Consider the following 18,004-nt stretch of genomic DNA (forward strand, 5'->3'; position numbering starts at 1 on the left):
AACCGTTACGTTCACAACTTGACTACATCTCAGACTTCATTCACTCTTATCGCATGACCGCCACTCAGGGTCTTCCCTCGCGTGGCGCACGCAATCCCGGGTCGCAAGGCGCGCTGAGGCACTTGAACCAGGAGCGGCTCGTCGAGTTCCTCCTGGCCAACGGACCATCCACCCAGGCTGAGCTGGCGCGCGGGACGGGACTCTCCACCGCCACCGTGTCGAACATCGTCCGCGACATGGCGGCGAAGGGCGTCGTGGAGACCTCGCCGGTGACCTCCAGCGGCCGCCGCGCACTGCTCGTCCAGCTCACCGACACCGGGGACATCGCGGTCGGGGTGGACTTCGGCCGGCGGCATGCGCGCATCGTTCTCTCCACCCTCGGTTACGAGGTGATCGCGGAGGAGGCGATGGCGCTTCCGCTCGGCTACGACGTGTCCGGCGCAGTGCGGCAGACGGCAGAGCTCCTCGACCGGATGCTGGCGGCCGGCGGGCACGACCGGCAGGCCGTCCTGGCGGTCGGGATCGGCATCCCCGGTCCCATCGACCGGCGCACCGGCACCGTGCTGCAGGGCGCGATCCTCCCGGAGTGGGTGGGCGTGCGGCTGCGCGACCTGGAGGACGCGTTCCGGTTCCCGGTGGTGGTGGACAACGACGCCAACCTCGGCGCGCTCGCGGAGGTGACCTGGGGCGCCAACCGCGGGGTCCGCAACCTGATCTTCGTGAAGATCGGCACCGGCATCGGCGCCGGGCTGATCCTCAACGGCCTGCCGTACTACGGATTCCTCGGGATCACGGGCGAGCTCGGCCACACACCGGTCGCCGAGCAGGGCGTGATCTGCCGCTGCGGCAACCGCGGCTGCCTGGAGACGATCGCCTCCACGAGCGTGATGATCGAGACGCTCGGGCACGGCGTCAACGCGCCGGTGAGCACGGCGGACATCCTGCGGCGCGGACGCGAGCGCGACCCGGCCGTGCTGCGGGTCGTGAGCGACGCCGGCACGGCGATCGGCCAGGCCATCGGCAACATCGCGAACGTCATCAACCCCGAGCTGGTGCTCATCGGCGGCCCGCTGGTCGGGCTCGGGGACGCGCTCCTGGAGCCGATCCGGCGCGGCATCCAGCACAACGCCATCCCGGTCATCGCCGAGACGACGGTGGTGCGGATCTCGTCGCTCGGCGACCGCGCCGAATCGCTCGGCGCCGCAGCCCTGGTCATCCAGGGCGCCCTCGACGGCAACGAATAGGTGCCGTAACCCGTGCACGGGAGACCGTTATGCATCCGTTGTCTTTACTATTTGACGTCAAGACTGAATTTAGCGTTTACTACTTAGGCACAACCCGCACCCGAACAGCACACCAAGGAGCGACGATGCCGTCGAACGCAGTCATCCTGCAGATGCGCGCCATCACCAAGGAGTTCCCCGGCGTGAAGGCGCTCGAGGATGTCTCCCTCACCGTCCACGCCAACGAGATCCACGCCATCTGCGGCGAGAACGGCGCAGGCAAGTCCACGCTGATGAAGGTCCTCTCGGGCGTGTACCCGTTCGGGACTTATACGGGGGACATCGTCTACCAGGGCGACGTCATGCGCTTCAAGGACATCAAGTCCTCCGAGCAGCGCGGCATCGTGATCATCCACCAGGAGCTCGCGCTCATCCCCGAGCTCTCGATCACCGAGAACATCTTCCTCGGCAACGAGCCGGGGCGCGGCGGCGTCATCGACTGGAGCCAGGCCAAGCGGCGCGCCGTCGAGCTGCTCGCGCGCGTCGGCCTGAACGACGACCCCGACACCCAGATCAAGAACATCGGCGTCGGCAAGCAGCAGCTCGTCGAGATCGCCAAGGCGCTGAACAAGGACGTCAAGCTCCTCATCCTCGACGAGCCGACCGCCGCGCTCAACGAGGCCGAGTCCGCGCACCTGCTCGACCTGATCGTCGGACTCAAGCACAAGGGCGTCAGCTCCATCATCATCAGCCACAAGCTCAACGAGATCGAGAAGGTCGCCGACCAGATCACGATCATCCGCGACGGGCGCGCGATCGAGACCCTCGACGTCAAGGGCGACGGCGTGGACGAGGACCGCATCATCCGCGGGATGGTCGGCCGCACGCTGGAGAGCCGCTTCCCCGACCGCACGCCGAACATCGGCGACGTCCTCTTCGAGGTGCGCGACTGGGTCGTGCAGCACCCGCAGGTCGCGGACCGGCTCGTGGTGAAGAACTCCAGCTTCACCGTCCGCCGCGGTGAGATCGTCGGCTTCGCCGGCCTCATGGGCGCCGGCCGCACCGAGCTCGCGATGAGCGTCTTCGGCCGCTCGTACGGCACCTACGTCTCCGGCGAGATCTACAAGGACGGCAAGCAGATCCAGGTCCGCAACGTCTCGGAGGCCATCGACAACGGCCTCGCGTACGTGAGCGAGGACCGCAAGGTGCTCGGCCTCAACCTCCTGGACGACATCAAGCAGTCGATCGTCGCCGCCAAGCTGAAGAAGATCGCCAAGCGCGGCGTCGTGAACGACCAGCAGGAGTACGCGGTCGCCGACGAGTACCGCAAGAGCCTCCGGATCAAGACCCCGGACGTCGACCGCGGCGTCGCCACGCTGTCGGGCGGAAACCAGCAGAAGGTCGTCCTCGCCAAGTGGATGTTCACCGACCCGGACATCCTCATCCTCGACGAGCCCACCCGTGGCATCGACGTCGGGGCCAAGTACGAGATCTACGGCATCATCCAGGCGCTCGCGGCCCAGGGGAAGGGCGTCATCGTCATCTCCTCCGAGCTGCCCGAGCTGCTCGGCATCTCGGACCGCATCTACACGATCTTCGAGGGGCAGATCACCAACGAGCTCCCCATCAGCGAAGCCACCCCCGAAACGCTCCTGAAGAGCATGACCTCCGCCAAGAAGAAGGCAACCCGATAATGACGACTCAGATCGAAGAGAAGAAGAAGTCCGGCGGAATCCGCGACCTCGGCAAGATGTTCGGCGGCGGCCAGTCCACAGGCCGCCAGTTCGGCATCCTGGGCGCGCTCGTCGTCATCATCCTGCTGTTCGAGATCCTGACCGGCGGCAAGACGCTCGAGTCGGTGAACCTCATCAACCTGGTCAACCAGAACGTCTACGTCCTGGTGCTGGCCATCGGCATGGTCATGGTCATCATCGCGGGCCACATCGACCTGTCGGTCGGCTCCGTCGCCGCCGTGGTCGGGATCATCGTGGCGAAGTCGATGACCGAGTGGCACTTCCCGTGGCCGGTCGCCATCCTGCTCGGTCTGGTCATCGGCGTCGTGATCGGCGCCTGGCAGGGCTGGTGGGTCGCGTACGCGGGTGTCCCGGCGTTCATCGTCACCCTGGCCGGCATGCTGATCTTCCGCGGCCTCAACCAGTTCATCGGGAACGCGAACACCATCCCGGTGCCGGACTCCTTCACCTTCATCGGCGGCGGCTTCCTCCCGGAGTGGGGACCCGACACCGGCTTCAACAACTCGACGCTCCTGCTCGGCCTCATCATCGCGGTCGTCATCGCGCTCTTCGAGGCGCGGACCCGCCGCAACCAGACCAAGATGGGCTCCGACAAGGCGCCGCTCTGGGTCAGCGTCTTCAAGGTGATCGTGCTCGACGCGGTCGTCATCTACGCGACGCTGCTGTTCGCCGGCGGCCGGGTCGGGACGTCGTTCCCGGTGTCGGGCATCATCCTCGGCGTCCTGATCATCGTCTACTCGTTCGTGACCAGGAACACGATCTTCGGCCGCCACATCTACGCGGTCGGCGGCAACTCGCACGCCGCGGAGCTGTCGGGCGTCAAGATCAAGCGCGTCAACTTCTACGTGATGATGAACATGTCGGTGCTCGCGGCGCTGGCCGGCATGATCGCCGTCGCCCGCTCGGTCTCCTCCGGCCCGCAGGACGGCCTCGGCTGGGAGCTCGACGCGATCGCCGCCGTTTTCATCGGTGGCGCTGCGGTCTCCGGCGGCATCGGCACCGTCGCAGGGTCGATCGTCGGTGGTCTCGTGATCGCCGTGCTCAACAACGGCCTCCAGCTCCTCGGCGTGACCAGCGACAAGGTCCAGATCATCAAGGGCCTCGTCCTCCTGATCGCCGTGGGCATCGACGTCTACTCGCACCGCCGCGGCGGCCCCTCGCTCATCGGGAGGCTGTTCGGCGGCCGCGGACGGACGGAGTCCGCAGCCGACGCCGCGGGCGCCGACCAGCCGGCGGTCCTGCCGACGTCGGACCCCGCCGAGGACTCCTCGCGCTCCCTCACCTCCTGACCTGCACCACTCATCCCGAATACCTGCACCATCCCAATCACAGAAAGAGAACGCAATGCGCAAATTCGCACTCGCGACAGTGGCTGTCGCTGCTGCCGCCGCGCTCGCCCTGTCGGGCTGCTCGAGCCGTGACGGCTCGTCCGGCTCGTCGACGGCGTCCGGCTTCGCCAAGGACGCGACCATCGGTGTCGCCCTCCCGACCAAGACGTCGGAGAACTGGGTGCTCGCCGGTGGCCTGTTCACCGACGGCCTGAAGGCGGCGGGCTTCAAGGGCGACGTGCAGTACGCCGGTGGCTCGGGCGTCTCCGACCAGCAGTCCCAGATCCAGTCGATGATCACCAACGGCGCGAAGGTCGTCATCATCGGCGCCGTGGACGGCGGCCAGCTCGCTGCGCAGGCCAAGGCCGCGCACGACGCCGGTGCGACCGTCATCGCGTACGACCGCCTCATCCTGAACACCAAGGACGTCGACTACTACGTCGCGTACGACAACGAGAAGGTCGGCGAGCTGCAGGGTCAGGCCCTCCTCGACGGCATGAAGGCCAAGTACCCGGGCAAGACCAAGTTCAACATCGAGCTGTTCTCTGGCTCGCCCGACGACGCCAACTCGAAGGTCTTCTTCGACGGCGCGATGAAGGTCCTCCAGCCGAAGATCGACGACGGCACGCTGACGGTCGTCTCCAAGCAGACCGACATCAAGCAGACCGCCACCCAGGGCTGGCTGCCGGCCAACGCGCAGACCCGCATGGACACCCTGCTCGCGGGCAGCTACGGCTCGACCGAGCTCGACGGCGTCCTGTCGCCGAACGACACCCTCGCGCGCGCCATCATCACCTCGGTGAAGGGCGCAGGCAAGCCGGTCCCGATCGTCACCGGTCAGGACTCGGAGGCCGAGTCGGTCAAGTCCATCATGGCGGGCGAGCAGTACTCGACCATCAATAAGGACACCCGCAACCTGGTCAAGCAGGCCATCGACATGGTCAAGGACCTGCAGGCGGGCAAGAAGCCGGCCACGAACGACGACAAGTCGTACAACAACGGTGTCAAGGTCGTCCCGGCCTACCTCCTGAAGCCGATCATCGTCACCAAGGCGAACGCGGCGGAGGCCTACGCCAACGACCCGACCCTGGAGCCGCTGACCAAGTAGTCGGCGCCCCTCCCGGGCAGCTGTAGACAGAGCAGAAGGCCGGTCCCGCTTCGGGACCGGCCTTCTGTGTCCCCCTGGACAGTTCCCCCGGGATTTCCCCCTCTGGCGGCCTTGGTCTCACGCTAGGACGCGTGCGGGGTCACGGCATCAGGGCCACCACGGATATCCGCACCCGTGGTGACCCTGATCGCGAGTGGGGGTTCCGCGGCCGGAACAGGGGTCACAGGGTGGCGAGGACCTCCCCGATCCGCGTCACGTAGTCGTCGATGAGCGTGACCGCGGCGCGACCGTCGCGGCGGGCGGTGGCTTCGCGGAGGTCGCGGGCGAAGCGTTCGAGGGCGAGCGGGTCGAGGCGGCCGTGCAGCTTGCGGCCGAGCCGCCGGACCTGGGGGAGCACGTTGCCGAGCGCCCGGATGCGGACGTCGTTGTCCTCGATCCGCGCGAACGCCACGACCAGTTGGGAGAAGACGGTGACGAGGCGGGTGGCGTCGTCGTTCGCCGCCGCCGCGACGAGCTCGTTCTGGATCTCGCCGATCAACTCGTCGTCGACGGCCTCCCAGAGCGGGAGGCCGCGCAACGCCGCGCCGGCCCACAGGTCGCCGGCGACCTGGACGGACTCGAGGACACCGTGGATGTCGAACTGGGCCACGCGCGTGAAGCGGTTGCGCTCCATCTCGACGAGGCCCTGCTCGGCGAGCCGGTCGAGCGCGTGGCGGATGGGGGTGCGCGAGATCCCCAGCCACTCGACGAGGTCGGCGTCGCGGAGACGTTCACCCGGTTCGAGGGTGCCGTCCATGATGGCGGCTTCGATGCGCACGTAGGCCTCTTCGGAGAGGGAGATGCGGGCGACGTGATCGGTGGGCATTGGCATGGTCGGGTGCTCCTGGGTCGGGGTCGGTGGAACGAACAGCTTGCTCTGGTCAGATGCCTACTGGTAATCTATAAATATACCAGAGCAAAACTGAGTTCATGAAACGAGTTCCCCCATGACCCTCGAAGAACTCCGCGCGCGCTTCCCCTCGCTCGCGGCCGATCGGCGCCTCCTCCGAAACGATGTCTACGCGGTACTCCTCGCCGGCATCATCACCGGAGATCTCGCCCCAGGTGAGCGCCTCAAAGACGGAGAGCTCACCGATGCCCTCCGCGTCTCCCGCACCCCGGTGCGCGAGGCGATAGGCAAGCTGCAGCAGGTCGGACTGATCCGCACGGCCCCCAACCGCTACACCCTGGTGTCGCCCCTCGAACTCCGCGAGATCGTCGATGTCGTCGGAGTGCTGCGGCTCCTGATGCCCCCGGCGATCCGCCACGCGATCCAGGGCGTCGACGTGGACACCGAGCTGGAGCTGACGGTGGTGGCCGAGCGGCTGGAGCGCGAATCCGACGGAGCGGGCGACGCCGCGCCGATCGACGCGTTCCAGCGCTCGACCGCGGCCATCCTGGCCGTGATCCCCGATCGTGTGCTCGCCGAGACGATCGAGAACCTCATCCCGCGCTTCGTGCGCTACGTCACGCTGTCCGACGAGGGCGCGGCGGCCGTTTCGCGGGAGCGGGTCCTCGACTTCGTGCGGGCGGTGGTCCTCGGCGACGAGAGTGCGACGGGCGTCCTGGACGAGATGCTGCTCGAACTCTCCGCGGCGCTCAGTCCGCGCGCCGGCGGAGCCGGCTGAGCACGGCCGCCGGGAACACCAGCAGCAGGAGCACCAGCACCAGCAGGATCCCGGCGCCGGCGACGATCGCCGCGGTGAGGCCCAGCGTCACGTCGAAGACGAAGAACACGACGCCGGAGGTCAGCAGGGCCACGAGGCCCAGAGTGATCCTCAGCAGCCGGTTGGCGATGGCGACGGACTGCGCCTTCTCGTGGTGCCGGAAGAGCTGGCGGTGCAGCGCGACCGGGGCGAGCCCGAGCGCGGTGCTCCCGGCGGCGAGCACGACCAGGACCAGGTAGAAGCCGACCTGGAACGCGTCCAGCGTGCCGAAGCGCGCCTGGAACGCGATCGCGAGCAGGAACCCGCTGATGAGCTGGGTGCCCGTCTGGGTCACCCGGAGCTCCTGCAGGATCTCGTTCCAGTTGCGGTCGGCGCGCTGGGTGGCGGACTCCGGGCGTCCGTCGTCCGGGTCGATGTCGTCCCGGTCCGGCGGCCGCGGGTCCGGCGGCGGGTCCGGGTTCTGGGTCATCGCTCCATCGTCGTCCGGGGAGGAGACGCACGCAACGGGTGGACTCCCTGCGCCGCCAGTGCCGCGCGGTAGAACCGCACGAGCTCGGCGGCGCTGGGCCGCTTCGCCGCCATCGTCGCGGCGTCCGACCTCCGGGCGGCCATGTGGTGCCGCCACGACTCGGCGGCGCAGCGGTGGTCCCAGGCGACCGCCGCCGCGGCCTCCAGCGTCCGGCACCAGCCGATCAGCTCCCGGCCCTCCGACGCCGGCGCCCAGGTGACGACGCGGTACCAGACGTCGGGCCGGTTCAGGTCCCCGAACGCGAACCGCCGGACGACCGCGTACGGCGTCCCGAGGGCACCCTGGCTCAGCACCCATTCCGAGGGCTGAGCGTTCGCCACGGGATGCCAGGATACGGTCACGTCAGAACGTTAGAGACGGCCGCCGACACCGGTTCCAGGCCTCGGCCCCGCCTGGCGTCAGGTCAGCAGGCGGATGAGTGCCGCCACGACGGCGGCCGCGGGCACCACCACGATGAACGGCACGCGCAGCGCGTACAGCCCGGCGGCGACGGCGACCGCGGGCAGCCGCGCGTCCAGGTGCAGCGACTGCCCGGAGCCGAAGGTCTGCACGCAGATCAGTGCGGCGAGCAGTGCAGCCGTCAGCAGGTCGCTCGTGCGGGCGACGACGGGATGGTCGAGCGCCTTCGGCGGGACCAGCCAGCCCACAGCCTTCAGCGCGAGCACGGCGATCGAGCCGAGCAGGATGATGTTCCAGGTCGTCACGGCTCGACCTCCCGCTCCATCGGGATCGGGTCGGGATGCGGCCTGTCGTCGCCCCGGCCGAACAGGTTGAGGACGCCGAACACGATCGCGACCGCCGCGGCAGCGAGCACGGGCAGTCCCGGCATGAGGACCGGCGTCAGCAGGGTCGCGACGAACCCGGCGGCGACGGCGACCGCCTGGGTCTGACGCGCCTTCAGCCGCGGCCAGAGCAGTCCGAGGAACGCCGCGGCCGCCGCCGCGTCCAGGCCGTACGCCTTCACGTCGCCGATCAGGTTGCCGAGGAGCGCCCCGGCGAGGGTCATCAGGTTCCAGCCGAGGTAGACCACGAGCCCGGTCACCCAGAACCCGATGCGCTGCGCGCGCGGCTCGGTCTGGGCGGTGGCGACCGCCGTGGACTCGTCGATGGTGAGCTGGGTGGCCGCTGCCCGCCTCCAGAATCCCGGGCCGATGATGCGCGACAGGCGCAGCGCGTAGAAGGAGTTGCGCACGCCGAGGAGGGCGGCGGAGGCGATGGCCGTACCGCCCGCAGCGATCCCGCCCGACGCGAGCACACCGATGAGGGCGAACTGCGAGCCGCCGCTGAACATGACGAGGCTGAGGACGCACGCCTGCCACACGTCGAGTCCCGAGGCGGTCGCGAGCGCGCCGAACGAGATGCCGTACAGCGCCGTCGCGACGCCGACCGCCCAGCCGGAGCGGGCGGCGGCGCGCTCCTGTGCTGTGCGGGGAGGGCGTGCCATTCTGACGACACTAGCGGGCCGGGAGGCTCCCTACCGTGCGGAGCCGGCGCCCGGCCGGAACAGGCGCGCGACCATGTCCTCCGCCGTCGTGTCACCGAGCGTCCACGGCTGGAAGATGACGCGGTTGACGATCGGGGCGATCACGACGTCCATCACGTCGTCCTCGGTCACGTCGGACTCGGGATGCCGCGCGAGCAGCAGCTCCGCCTCGGTGCGCCGGTTGCGGAGGCAGTCCGAGGTGCGCTCTCCCGCAGCGCCCGCGCCGCCGCGCAGCAGGGCCGCGTTGACCGGCTTGCGGAAGTGCGTGACGATCCCGCTCGCCCAGTCGGTGAGGTCGTCCCGCAGGTCGCCGCGGTCGGCGAGCGGACGGTCGGGGTCGAGATGGTAGGTGGCGATGTCGTTGAGGAGGGTCGGGAGGTCGCCCCAGCGCCGGTAGATGCTGGTCGGGTTGACCCCGGCGCGCTCGGCGATCATCGGAACGGTCACGCGCTCGCTGCCCTTCTCGCGGACGAGCTCCTCGACGGCGGTGCGCACGCTGTGGATGACCGCGGCGCTGCGTCCGCCCGTCCGCTTCGACGGTGTGGTCGTAGTCATGGGAATAGCTTAAAGCAAAGATTGTTGCTTTTTACCAGATCGCGCTTTATAGTCCATTAAAGCAATCAAATTTGCTTTTAGGAGGCCGAGATGTCCACTGCAGGGGAGAGCTGCCCGACGCTCGCGAGCCCGACGCTCGCGACTGGGTCGACTGCCGCCACCCGGCCGCGCCAGCGGGGTCGCTCAGTGCGGCTGCGCCCGACCGCCGCGTTCGCCGGAACGGCCCTGGCGTTCGTCGCCGTGGCGCTCGCCGTCGGCGCGCCCAGCCCGCTGTTCGTCCTGTACCAGCAGGAGTGGGGCTTCCCGTCCTGGCTGCTGACGGTCGCCTTCGCGATCTACGCGGTGACGCTGCTGATCACACTGCTCGTCGCCGGTTCGCTGTCCGACCACATCGGCCGGCGCCCCGTGCTGGTCGGCGCGCTCGCGCTCCAGATCGCGGCGATGCTGATGTTCCTGTTCTCGAAGGACATCGGGTCGATCATCGCCGCCCGCTCGGTGCAGGGCGTCGCCACCGGCGCCGCGATGAGCACCTTCACCGCCTCCCTGGTCGAACTGGCTCCCGAGCGGCAGAAGAAGCTCGGCGCGACCATCGGCTCGACGGCCCCGGTCGGCGGCATCGCGCTCGGCGCCTTCTTCACCGGGCTCGCCGTCCAGTTCACGGCCCAGCCGACGACGCTCGTCTTCGTGACGCTGGCGCTGCTGTTCGCCGCGGGCATCCTCGTCGTGCTGGCGTCGCCGGAGACCGTCGCGGCCCGTCCTGGCGCTCTGCGCTCGCTGACGCCGCGGCTGTTCATCCCACGGGCCGCGCGGGGCGAGTTCGTGGCGGCGCTGCCGCTCTTCCTCGCAACCTGGATGCTCGCCGGGCTGTTCATCGGGCTGTCACCGTCGATCCTGCACGGTGTCTTCCACCTGGACTCCGGCATCCTGAACGGCGCGATCGTCGCCGTGCCGCCCGCTGTGGGCGCGGTCGCCGGGCTGCTGCTGACCCGTGCGCCGGCGCGGACCACGACCGTCTGGGCGATGGCGGCGATCATGGCCGGGATCGCGTTGACCGCCATCGGGATCGGCGCCGGCCTCCTGCCCGTGCTGTTCGCCGGCGCGGTCGTCGCGGGAGCGGGCTTCGGCGCCGGATTCTCGGCGATGCTGCGGATCATCGCCCCGCTCGCGCCCAACGACCAGCGCGCCGAGCTGTTCGCCGGGGTGTTCCTGGTGAGCTACCTGGCCTACGGCGTCCCCGCGCTGGCAGCGGGGGAGCTGATCGGTGTCGTCGGGCTGCTGCCCACCGCGCTCGGCTACGCGGCGGCCATCGCCGTCGCCGCCGCGGTCGCGATGGTGGTGCAGATCGTGCGCCTGGCGCGCGGTGTGCGTGCCGAGGCGGCGGCCTCCGCCGAGCCCGCTCTCACGCCAGGTCGATGAGCACCTTGCCCACGGCGCCGTCCTTCACGGCGTCGTGGGCGGCGGCCGTCTCCTCCAGCGGGAAGCGCGTGATGGGGAGGCCGTGCTCGGCGCCGACCGGCAGCGCACCGGCCGCGACGGCCGCCGACACCGCCCGCACCGCGGCCGCCTTGGCCTCCGGCGCGACCGTGTAGGTGAGCACGAACTGCCAGCGCAGGTTCTTCTGCATCGCCGGGCGGATCGGCATGGTCACCTCGGTCGATCCAGGGGCGTCGGCGTACACCGCGATCGTGGCGCCCCGGGCGGCGACCTTCGTGTCGAGCTCGGCGTTGGCGCTGGCGTTGACCTCCACGACGATGTCGACGCCGCGCGGGGCGAGCGCACCGATCGCTTCGGCGGCGTCCGGCTCGCGGTAGTTGACGACGTGGTGGGCTCCTGCAGCGCGCGCGAGCTCGGCCTTCTCGTGGCTGCTGACGGTCGCGATGACCGTGGCGCCCGCCCAGACGGCGAGCTGGATGGCCGCGTGGCCGACCGCACCCGCGCCTCCCGCGACGAGCACAGTCCGCCCGTCGAGTGTGCCGGGCGCGAGCTCCGCTGCCACGCCCTCGTGCGCCGTGAGCGCGCGGTGCGCCGTGAGCGCTGGGATACCCAGCGACGCGCCGACGTCGAAGCTGACACCCTCCGGCAGCGGCACGACGTGCGCCTCCGGGAGGACGACGAGCTCCTGCGCCGTGCCGTCCGGGCGCTGGTACGCGGCGTCCCACACCCAGACCCGGTCGCCGGGTTGGACAGTGGTGACGCCCGCGCCGACCTCGTCGACCACTCCGGCGCCGTCCTGGTTCGGCACCTGCGCCCGCGCGAGATCCGCCGGGCCGCTGCCCTGGCGCGCCTTCCAGTCGGTCGGGTTGACGCCGGAGACGTGGATGCGGACGCGCACCTCGCCGTCGCCGGGGTGCGGCTCGGCGCGCTCGCCGAGGACGAGGACGTCGGAGTCGCCGGTGGAGGTGTAGCTGACAGCCTTCATGGCTCAAGCCAACCACGGGACGGCGCCCGTCGTCAGCCCGCGGAGCAGGCTCCCGAGCTGATCGGCGCCGAGCCGACCGAGGCGAGCACCGGGTGGAGCTCGTCCAGGGTCAGTGCGTAGCCGGTCTGCGGGTCGATGGTGGAGCGGGCGAACACCACCCCGACGACCTCGCCCGCCTGGTCGAGCAGCGGGCCACCGGAGTTACCCGGGCGGATCGTGCCGCGCAGCGAGTAGATCTGCCGCTCGACCGCGCCGCTCTGGTAGATGTCCGTCCCGCGGGCGGTGACCTGGTCGCGGACGCGCTGCGGGCTGATGGTGAACGGCCCGTCACCGGGATAGCCGGCCGCGTACGCCGAATCGCCCGCGCCCAGGTTCTGCCCGAGGTGCAGGGCAGGCGCCCGGAGGTCGGTGACGTCCAGCACGGCCAGGTCGCGCTCCGGGTCGAACGCCACGAGCGTGGCCCTGTCGACCGTCGTGCCGCCGGACTCCCGCACCACGACGGACGAGGCGCCGGCGACGACGTGCGCGTTGGTGACCACGCGGCCCGGCTGCACGACCCAGCCGCTGCCCTCGGAGTCCACGCCGCAGGCCGGCTTGGACGCCAGCACGGTGACGGTGGACTGCTGCGACGAGGCGACCGCGGCGGGGACGTTCGGGTCGGGCGCGCCGATGGTCTTGATCGACTCGCCGCCCTCGAAGACCTTGGGGAGGCCGGCCCCGGCGAGGGCGTCGTCCACGGCGCCCAGCACGGTCGAGGAGGGGACCGGCGCGATGCTGTTCAGGGTGGAGACGACCTGCGACGAGTTCGCGGCCTGCACCACGGTCGCGAGGCTGGTGGCCATCGCGAAGCCGGCGACGAGCCAGACGACGACCGCCCAGGTGACGAAGCCGAGGACCGCCCCGATCAGCGAGTCCACCCACTTGACCGGCCCGTGCCGGAGCACCTTGCCGATCACCGACGCCGCCGCGGTCGCCAGCGCGTAGACGACGCCGGCGCACACGACCAGGACCACCGCTGCCACGATCGAGCGCTGGCTGACGCCGGTCATCCCGGACGCGGCCATCCAGTTCACGACCATCGGCGCCAGGAGGAGGCCGAGCGAGAGACCGACGCCGAGCCCGATGAGCGCCCCCGCGGCGCGGATGGCGCCATTGCTCCAGCCCGCCGCCATCGCGAGGACGGCGAGCACCAGCAGCACGACGTCGACCACGATCTCCACGGCTCTCACGATGCCCCACCAGGCTGGGCGCGGGCTGGGGTACAGATGTACGGAACCGGAAACCTCCATGTGCGTGGGTATATTACGAGGGACGCCGGGTTCCCGACCCGAGCGTGGAGGAGGATGCCGTGCCGAAGGGAGCGAACCTCCCGGCGATCGCCGCGTTCAACGAGACCGTGGTGCTGGACGCCGTGCGGCGCTCCGAGGGCGGCCTCAGCCGCGTGGAGCTCACCTCCGTCACGGGTTTGTCCGCGCAGACCGTGACGAACGTGACGCGGCGGCTGCTCGGCCACGGGCTGATCCGGGAGGCCGGGAAGCAGAGCGAGGGCAGCCCGGGCAAGCCCCGCACCCTGCTGCGGCTCGACCCCGCCGGCGCGTACGCGGTCGGCGTGCACCTGGACCCCACCGTGATCACCTGCGTGCTCCTCGACCTGGAGGGCGAGGTGGTCGAGCACCTGCGCCGGCCGTCCCCTCCGGACGGCGACGCGAAGGCGACGCTCGCCGTCATCCTGGACGCCATCCGCTCGCTGCTCGCGACCCCGGGCGTCGACGCGTCGCGCGTGATCGGCGTGGGTGTCGCCGCGCCCGGCCCTCTCGACACCGCGACCGGCGTCGTGGTGCGGCCGCCACTCATCCCGGGTTGGAACGACTTCCACCTCCGCGACGAGCTCACCGCCGCGACCGGCCTCCCGTCGCTGGTCGCGAAGGACGTGATCAGCGCCGCCGTGGCCGAGCGCTGGCGCGACCCCGCGGGCGCCAGCAAGGACTACGCGTTCATCTACTACGGCACCGGCGCCGGCATCGGCCTGGTGCTCGGCGGCGAGGTCTACACCGGCTCGACCGACAACGCGGGCGACGCCGGCCACGTGCTGGTCGACCCGGGCGGAGCGCTGTGCGCGTGCGGCCGCCGCGGCTGCTGGGGCGAGTCGGTGCGGCCGCAGCGGCTGGTCATGCAGGGCCTGTGGGCCGGAGCGCTGACGGCGCCGGCGGGGACGTCGGTCGTCGACGGGGTCGATCTGGATCTCGACGTGGAGGTGGTCGACGCGCTCTTCACCCGGCTGACCGAGGCTGCGGACGCAGGCGACGAACGGGCCGCGGCGATCATCGACCGCTCCATCCAGAACACGGCGTTCTACCTGTCGAACCTCACTGCGCTGCTCGACCTGGACCGCGTGGTGTTCGGCGGTCCGTCGTGGTCGCGTGTCGAGCGCCGCTATCTCGCGCAGCTCGCCGACCGTCTCGCGGAGATCGATATGGGGATATTGACGCATCCGGTGCTGCTGGAGGGGAGCGCGGTGGGGGAGGATGTGGCGGCGGTGGGGGCGGCGTGCCTCGTGCTGAATGAGACGTTCTCGCCGCGGGTGGGGCGGGGCTGAGCCACCTCCTCTCACGTCCCCCACCCGAGGGTGGACGGGCGATTTGCTCTGCGCTCTTTACTTATAAATCAATTTGATTTATAAATTACGAAGAGTCCGCGGCACGGGAGCCGGAGGACCCCAATGCAAAGGAGCATCGATGAAGCGAAGCAGGGTTGTGGTCGCAGCAGTCGCCGCCGCCGCGCTCGTCGCACTGGCGGGCTGTTCGTCGTCGTCCGGGGGTGGTGACGGCAAGACCATCAAGGTCGCCTTCCAGGATTTCGGGTCGGACATCATGGCCAACTTCATGAACAAGGCCAAGACCGACTTCGAGAAGGCCAATCCCGGCACCAAGGTCGACCTGGTGCCCATCAAGGCCGCGGAGAACGACTATTACACCAAGCTCGCGCTCATGAACCGGGCCGCCACCACCGCGCCCGACGTGATGAGCGAGGACACCTTCCTCATCCGCGCGGACGCCCAGGCCGGGTACCTCGCGCCGCTCGACTCCTACGTCTCCAAGTGGTCGGACTGGTCCAACTTCTTCGACAACGCCAAGGACGCGGGCAAGGGCGACGACGGCAAGGTGTACGGCATCCCCACCGGGACCGACACCCGCGGGCTCTGGTACAACAAGCAGATCTTCGCCAAGGCCGGCATCCCCACGCCGTGGCAGCCGAAGAACTGGGAGGACGTCATCAGCGCGGCCAAGAAGATCAAGGCCGCCGACCCCGGCGTCATCCCGCTCAACATCTTCTCCGGCAAGGCTGCCGGTGAGGCGAGCTCGATGCAGGGCTTCGAGATGCTCATGTACGGGGCCAGCGCGAAGGGCCTCTACGACGACTCCTCCTCCAAGTGGATCACCGGCTCGAAGGCGTTCACCGACGCGCTCGACGTGATCAAGGAGGTCTACCAGGGCGGCCTCGGCCCGAGCCAGGAGGTCACCAGCGACACCAACTACCAGAACACGATCAACAACGAGCTGGTGCCGCAGGGCAAGCTGGCGATCAACCTCGACGGCTCCTGGGCCTCCAACGCGTGGCTGCCCACCGGCGCCACCCCGTGGGCCGACTGGGACAAGGTGATGGGCACGGCCAAGATGCCGACGCAGAACGGCGGCGCGCCCGGCTCGATCAGCCTCTCGGGCGGCTGGACGTTCTCGATGGGCTCCAAGAGCTCGGCGAAGGACACGGCCTGGAAGTTCATCACCTTCGTGACCGACAAGCAGCGCTCGCTCGAGTACAACATCAACACGGCCGGCATCCCGGTGCGCAAGGACGTCGCGAACGACGAGAAGTACAAGACCTCCAACCCGACGTCGGAGTTCTTCTCCTCGCTGGTCGCCGTCACCAAGTTCCGCCCGGCGACCCCGGACTACCCGAAGATCTCCAACGGCATCCAGGTGGCGATGGAGTCGGTGATGACCGGGCAGGCAACGCCGGCGCAGGCCGCCAAGACCTACGACGACTCGGTCGTGGGGATCGTCGGTAAGGACAAGACGGAGTCGAAGTAAGGTGACCTCCACTCTGGATGCCGTCGGCACCGACGCGCGCGGCCGGACCACCCCGGTCCGGCCGCCGCGCGGTCCGAAGACACGTTCGCGCGCACACGCCCGGCGCTCGCTCGCCCGGGCCGTCCCCCTGGTCCCGGCGATCGGCCTGCTGGTCGTCTTCCTGGTCGGGCCGATCCTGTCGTCGTTCTACGGCTCGTTCACCAACATGTCGCTCACCGGCTCGGCGGCGGCGTCGGCGGAGTGGGTGGGCCTCCAGAACTACATCGACCTTTTCAAGAGCCCGGACTTCCCGGTCTCGGTCTGGCTGACCCTGGTCTTCCTGATCGGCTCCGCGGTGATCGGCCAGAACATCGTCGGCATGGTGCTCGCCCTTCTGATGCGCAGCGGCAGCCGCTGGGTCGGCGCCCTCGTCTCGACCTTCGTGGTCGGCGCCTGGGTGCTGCCGGAGATCGTGGCGGCGTTCGCGTCGTACGCGTTCTTCAGCCAGCACGGCACGCTCAACGCGATCCTCGCCGGGTTCGGCATCGTCGGGCCGTCGTGGCTGTTCGCCTTCCCGATGCTGTCGATCATCCTCGCCAACACCTGGCGCGGCGCGGCGTTCTCGATGCTGGTCTACTCGGCCGCGCTGCAAGAGGTGCCGCCGGAGATCACCGAGGCGGCGGAGGTCGACGGCGCCAACGGGGCGAAGCGGTTCTTCCTCGTGACGCTGCCGATGATCCGGCGCAGCATCTCCACCAACCTCATGCTCATCACGCTGCAGACGCTGTCGGTCTTCACGCTCATCTACGTGATGACCGGCGGCGGACCGGGCAACAAGAGCATGACCCTGCCGGTGCTGGCGTACCAGGAGGCGTTCAAGTTCTCCGAGCTCGGCTACGGCACCGCGATCGCGACCATCCTGCTGCTCGTCGGGGCGGTCTTCGCGATCGTCTACGTACGCGCACTCAAGACGGAGGTGGACTGATGAAGCTCTCGTCGCCCAACGGCATCGCCCTCAAGTGGACGGCCAACATCCTGCTGCTGCTGATCGGCGTGGTCTTCGTGCTGCCGCTGGTGTGGGTGGTGCTGGCCTCGTTCGACGGCAGCGCGACCCTCTCGGTCGCGTGGCCGAAGCAGTGGACGCTGGACAACTTCCAGAAGGTGCTCACGCCCGAGCTGGCGTTCGTGCCACTGTGGAACAGCCTCCTGCTGTCGGCCGGGTGCGCGGTCCTCACCGTGATCATCGCGGTGCTCGCCGCCTACCCGCTGTCGCGATACCGCAACCGGTTCAACCGGCCGTTCCTCTACGCGATCCTGTTCGGGACCTGCCTGCCGATCACCGCGATGATGGTGCCGGTCTACAGCCTGTTCGTGTCGCTCAACCTGATCGACTCGCTCGGTGGGACGATCCTGTTCATGGCGGCGTCATCGCTCCCCATGGCCATCTGGATGACGAAGAACTTCGTCGACTCCGTGCCGATCTCCCTGGAGGAGGCGGCCTGGGTCGACGGCGCGTCCAGCATGAAGACGCTGTGGACGGTCGTCGTCCCGCTCGTGCGGCCGGGGATCGCGGTGGTGTTCATCTACGTGTTCGTCGCCGCGTGGGGCAACTTCTTCGTCCCGTTCGTGCTGCTGCTCAGCCCGCAGAATCAGCCGGCTGCTGTGAGCATCTTCACGTTCTTCGGGCAGTACGGCGCGGTCGCCTACGGCCAGCTCGCCGCCTACTCGCTCATCTACTCCGTGCCCGTCATCGCGCTCTACGTGATCGTGTCCCGTGCGCTGGGCGGCTCCTCCGCGCTCGCCGGGGCCGTCAAGGGCTAGCCGTACCTCTT

Annotated in this window: 18 protein-coding genes; 10 read left to right on the top strand and 8 right to left on the bottom strand. The window is 69.4% G+C overall.

The window, feature by feature from the left end; all coding sequences use genetic code 11:
* The first annotated feature begins 53 nt into the window (after nt 1-53).
* The 4 genes from ACQ86L_RS12685 (at nt 54) to ACQ86L_RS12700 (ending at nt 5,413) form a co-directional block, all read left to right on the top strand.
* Nucleotides 54-1,244 carry an ROK family transcriptional regulator gene (locus tag ACQ86L_RS12685; protein ID WP_434315715.1) on the top strand — a complete coding sequence of 397 codons (1,191 nt, stop codon included), beginning with the start codon at nt 54-56 and terminating at the stop codon, nt 1,242-1,244.
* Between the two features lie 125 nt (nt 1,245-1,369).
* Nucleotides 1,370-2,917 carry a multiple monosaccharide ABC transporter ATP-binding protein gene (mmsA, locus tag ACQ86L_RS12690; protein ID WP_434315716.1) on the top strand — a complete coding sequence of 516 codons (1,548 nt, stop codon included), beginning with the start codon at nt 1,370-1,372 and terminating at the stop codon, nt 2,915-2,917.
* A complete protein-coding gene (gene mmsB, locus ACQ86L_RS12695) occupies nt 2,917-4,266 on the top strand; it encodes a multiple monosaccharide ABC transporter permease (RefSeq protein WP_434315717.1) in 1,350 nt (449 codons plus the stop codon). Before mmsA ends, mmsB begins: the two co-directional genes overlap by 1 nt.
* A gap of 55 nt (nt 4,267-4,321) precedes the next feature.
* On the top strand, nt 4,322-5,413 hold the full coding sequence (locus tag ACQ86L_RS12700) for a substrate-binding domain-containing protein (protein WP_434315718.1): 1,092 nt from the start codon (nt 4,322-4,324) through the stop codon (nt 5,411-5,413).
* A gap of 220 nt (nt 5,414-5,633) precedes the next feature.
* Here the strand turns inward: ACQ86L_RS12700 and ACQ86L_RS12705 are convergent, their stop codons facing one another.
* Nucleotides 5,634-6,284 (bottom strand): GntR family transcriptional regulator, encoded by a 651-nt coding sequence (locus ACQ86L_RS12705; RefSeq protein ID WP_434315719.1) that lies wholly within the window; start codon nt 6,282-6,284, stop codon nt 5,634-5,636.
* Between the two features lie 115 nt (nt 6,285-6,399).
* Here ACQ86L_RS12705 and ACQ86L_RS12710 point away from each other — a divergent pair, with 115 nt between their 5' ends.
* Nucleotides 6,400-7,080 (top strand): GntR family transcriptional regulator, encoded by a 681-nt coding sequence (locus ACQ86L_RS12710; RefSeq protein ID WP_434315720.1) that lies wholly within the window; start codon nt 6,400-6,402, stop codon nt 7,078-7,080.
* Here the strand turns inward: ACQ86L_RS12710 and ACQ86L_RS12715 are convergent.
* Genes ACQ86L_RS12715 through ACQ86L_RS12735 form a run of 5 tightly spaced genes read right to left on the bottom strand, consistent with a single transcriptional unit; the run spans nt 7,052 to nt 9,686 of the window.
* The gene (locus tag ACQ86L_RS12715; protein ID WP_434315721.1) at nt 7,052-7,588 is read right to left on the bottom strand and encodes a DUF6328 family protein; all 537 of its coding nucleotides are present in this window, start codon (nt 7,586-7,588) and stop codon (nt 7,052-7,054) included. The genes ACQ86L_RS12710 and ACQ86L_RS12715 overlap by 29 nt on opposite strands.
* Complete coding sequence (locus ACQ86L_RS12720; RefSeq protein WP_434315722.1) at nt 7,585-7,989, bottom strand: hypothetical protein; 405 nt, start codon at nt 7,987-7,989, stop codon at nt 7,585-7,587. Before ACQ86L_RS12720 ends, ACQ86L_RS12715 begins: the two co-directional genes overlap by 4 nt.
* A gap of 57 nt (nt 7,990-8,046) precedes the next feature.
* A complete protein-coding gene (locus ACQ86L_RS12725) occupies nt 8,047-8,352 on the bottom strand; it encodes an AzlD domain-containing protein (protein ID WP_434315723.1) in 306 nt (101 codons plus the stop codon).
* Nucleotides 8,349-9,092, bottom strand: coding sequence for an AzlC family ABC transporter permease (locus tag ACQ86L_RS12730; RefSeq protein WP_434315724.1), 744 nt, complete (start codon nt 9,090-9,092; stop codon nt 8,349-8,351). Before ACQ86L_RS12730 ends, ACQ86L_RS12725 begins: the two co-directional genes overlap by 4 nt.
* 30 nt (nt 9,093-9,122) lie before the next feature.
* Nucleotides 9,123-9,686 (bottom strand): TetR/AcrR family transcriptional regulator, encoded by a 564-nt coding sequence (locus ACQ86L_RS12735; RefSeq protein WP_345838715.1) that lies wholly within the window; start codon nt 9,684-9,686, stop codon nt 9,123-9,125.
* A 90-nt stretch (nt 9,687-9,776) separates the two neighbouring features.
* Here ACQ86L_RS12735 and ACQ86L_RS12740 point away from each other — a divergent pair, with 90 nt between their 5' ends.
* Nucleotides 9,777-11,102 (top strand): MFS transporter, encoded by a 1,326-nt coding sequence (locus ACQ86L_RS12740; protein WP_434315725.1) that lies wholly within the window; start codon nt 9,777-9,779, stop codon nt 11,100-11,102.
* Here the strand turns inward: ACQ86L_RS12740 and ACQ86L_RS12745 are convergent.
* Both ACQ86L_RS12745 and ACQ86L_RS12750 read right to left on the bottom strand, forming a co-directional pair.
* Entirely contained in the window at nt 11,086-12,105 is a 1,020-nt protein-coding gene (locus tag ACQ86L_RS12745) for an NADPH:quinone reductase (RefSeq protein WP_434315726.1), read from the bottom strand. The genes ACQ86L_RS12740 and ACQ86L_RS12745 overlap by 17 nt on opposite strands.
* A 32-nt stretch (nt 12,106-12,137) precedes the next feature.
* Complete coding sequence (locus ACQ86L_RS12750) at nt 12,138-13,325, bottom strand: MarP family serine protease (protein ID WP_434315727.1); 1,188 nt, start codon at nt 13,323-13,325, stop codon at nt 12,138-12,140.
* A gap of 128 nt (nt 13,326-13,453) precedes the next feature.
* Here ACQ86L_RS12750 and ACQ86L_RS12755 point away from each other — a divergent pair, with 128 nt between their 5' ends.
* The 4 genes from ACQ86L_RS12755 to ACQ86L_RS12770 all read left to right on the top strand — a co-directional run bounded on the left by ACQ86L_RS12755 (nt 13,454) and on the right by ACQ86L_RS12770 (nt 17,993).
* Nucleotides 13,454-14,701 carry an ROK family transcriptional regulator gene (locus ACQ86L_RS12755; protein WP_434315728.1) on the top strand — a complete coding sequence of 416 codons (1,248 nt, stop codon included), beginning with the start codon at nt 13,454-13,456 and terminating at the stop codon, nt 14,699-14,701.
* A 139-nt stretch (nt 14,702-14,840) separates the two neighbouring features.
* Complete coding sequence (locus ACQ86L_RS12760) at nt 14,841-16,193, top strand: extracellular solute-binding protein (protein WP_434315729.1); 1,353 nt, start codon at nt 14,841-14,843, stop codon at nt 16,191-16,193.
* A 1-nt stretch (nt 16,194) separates the two neighbouring features.
* The gene (locus ACQ86L_RS12765) at nt 16,195-17,157 is read left to right on the top strand and encodes a carbohydrate ABC transporter permease (protein ID WP_434315730.1); all 963 of its coding nucleotides are present in this window, start codon (nt 16,195-16,197) and stop codon (nt 17,155-17,157) included.
* Entirely contained in the window at nt 17,157-17,993 is an 837-nt protein-coding gene (locus ACQ86L_RS12770; RefSeq protein ID WP_434315731.1) for a carbohydrate ABC transporter permease, read from the top strand. Before ACQ86L_RS12765 ends, ACQ86L_RS12770 begins: the two co-directional genes overlap by 1 nt.
* The last annotated feature ends 11 nt before the right edge of the window (nt 17,994-18,004 follow it).

Origin of the sequence: Leifsonia sp. P73 (genome assembly GCF_051059105.1) — a bacterium.
Classification (GTDB): domain Bacteria; phylum Actinomycetota; class Actinomycetes; order Actinomycetales; family Microbacteriaceae; genus Leifsonia.

Excerpts from the sequence above, each read along its gene's own strand:
- ACQ86L_RS12685 (WP_434315715.1), top strand. The coding sequence starts at position 54 with ATGACCGCCACTCAGGGTCTTCCCTCGCGTGGCGCACGCAATCCCGGG.
- mmsA (WP_434315716.1), top strand. The coding sequence starts at position 1,370 with ATGCCGTCGAACGCAGTCATCCTGCAGATGCGCGCCATCACCAAGGAG.
- mmsB (WP_434315717.1), top strand. The coding sequence starts at position 2,917 with ATGACGACTCAGATCGAAGAGAAGAAGAAGTCCGGCGGAATCCGCGAC.
- ACQ86L_RS12700 (WP_434315718.1), top strand. The coding sequence starts at position 4,322 with ATGCGCAAATTCGCACTCGCGACAGTGGCTGTCGCTGCTGCCGCCGCG.
- ACQ86L_RS12705 (WP_434315719.1), bottom strand. The coding sequence starts at position 6,284 with ATGCCAATGCCCACCGATCACGTCGCCCGCATCTCCCTCTCCGAAGAG.
- ACQ86L_RS12710 (WP_434315720.1), top strand. The coding sequence starts at position 6,400 with ATGACCCTCGAAGAACTCCGCGCGCGCTTCCCCTCGCTCGCGGCCGAT.
- ACQ86L_RS12715 (WP_434315721.1), bottom strand. The coding sequence starts at position 7,588 with ATGACCCAGAACCCGGACCCGCCGCCGGACCCGCGGCCGCCGGACCGG.
- ACQ86L_RS12730 (WP_434315724.1), bottom strand. The coding sequence starts at position 9,092 with ATGGCACGCCCTCCCCGCACAGCACAGGAGCGCGCCGCCGCCCGCTCC.
- ACQ86L_RS12735 (WP_345838715.1), bottom strand. The coding sequence starts at position 9,686 with ATGACTACGACCACACCGTCGAAGCGGACGGGCGGACGCAGCGCCGCG.
- ACQ86L_RS12740 (WP_434315725.1), top strand. The coding sequence starts at position 9,777 with ATGTCCACTGCAGGGGAGAGCTGCCCGACGCTCGCGAGCCCGACGCTC.
- ACQ86L_RS12745 (WP_434315726.1), bottom strand. The coding sequence starts at position 12,105 with ATGAAGGCTGTCAGCTACACCTCCACCGGCGACTCCGACGTCCTCGTC.
- ACQ86L_RS12760 (WP_434315729.1), top strand. The coding sequence starts at position 14,841 with ATGAAGCGAAGCAGGGTTGTGGTCGCAGCAGTCGCCGCCGCCGCGCTC.
- ACQ86L_RS12770 (WP_434315731.1), top strand. The coding sequence starts at position 17,157 with ATGAAGCTCTCGTCGCCCAACGGCATCGCCCTCAAGTGGACGGCCAAC.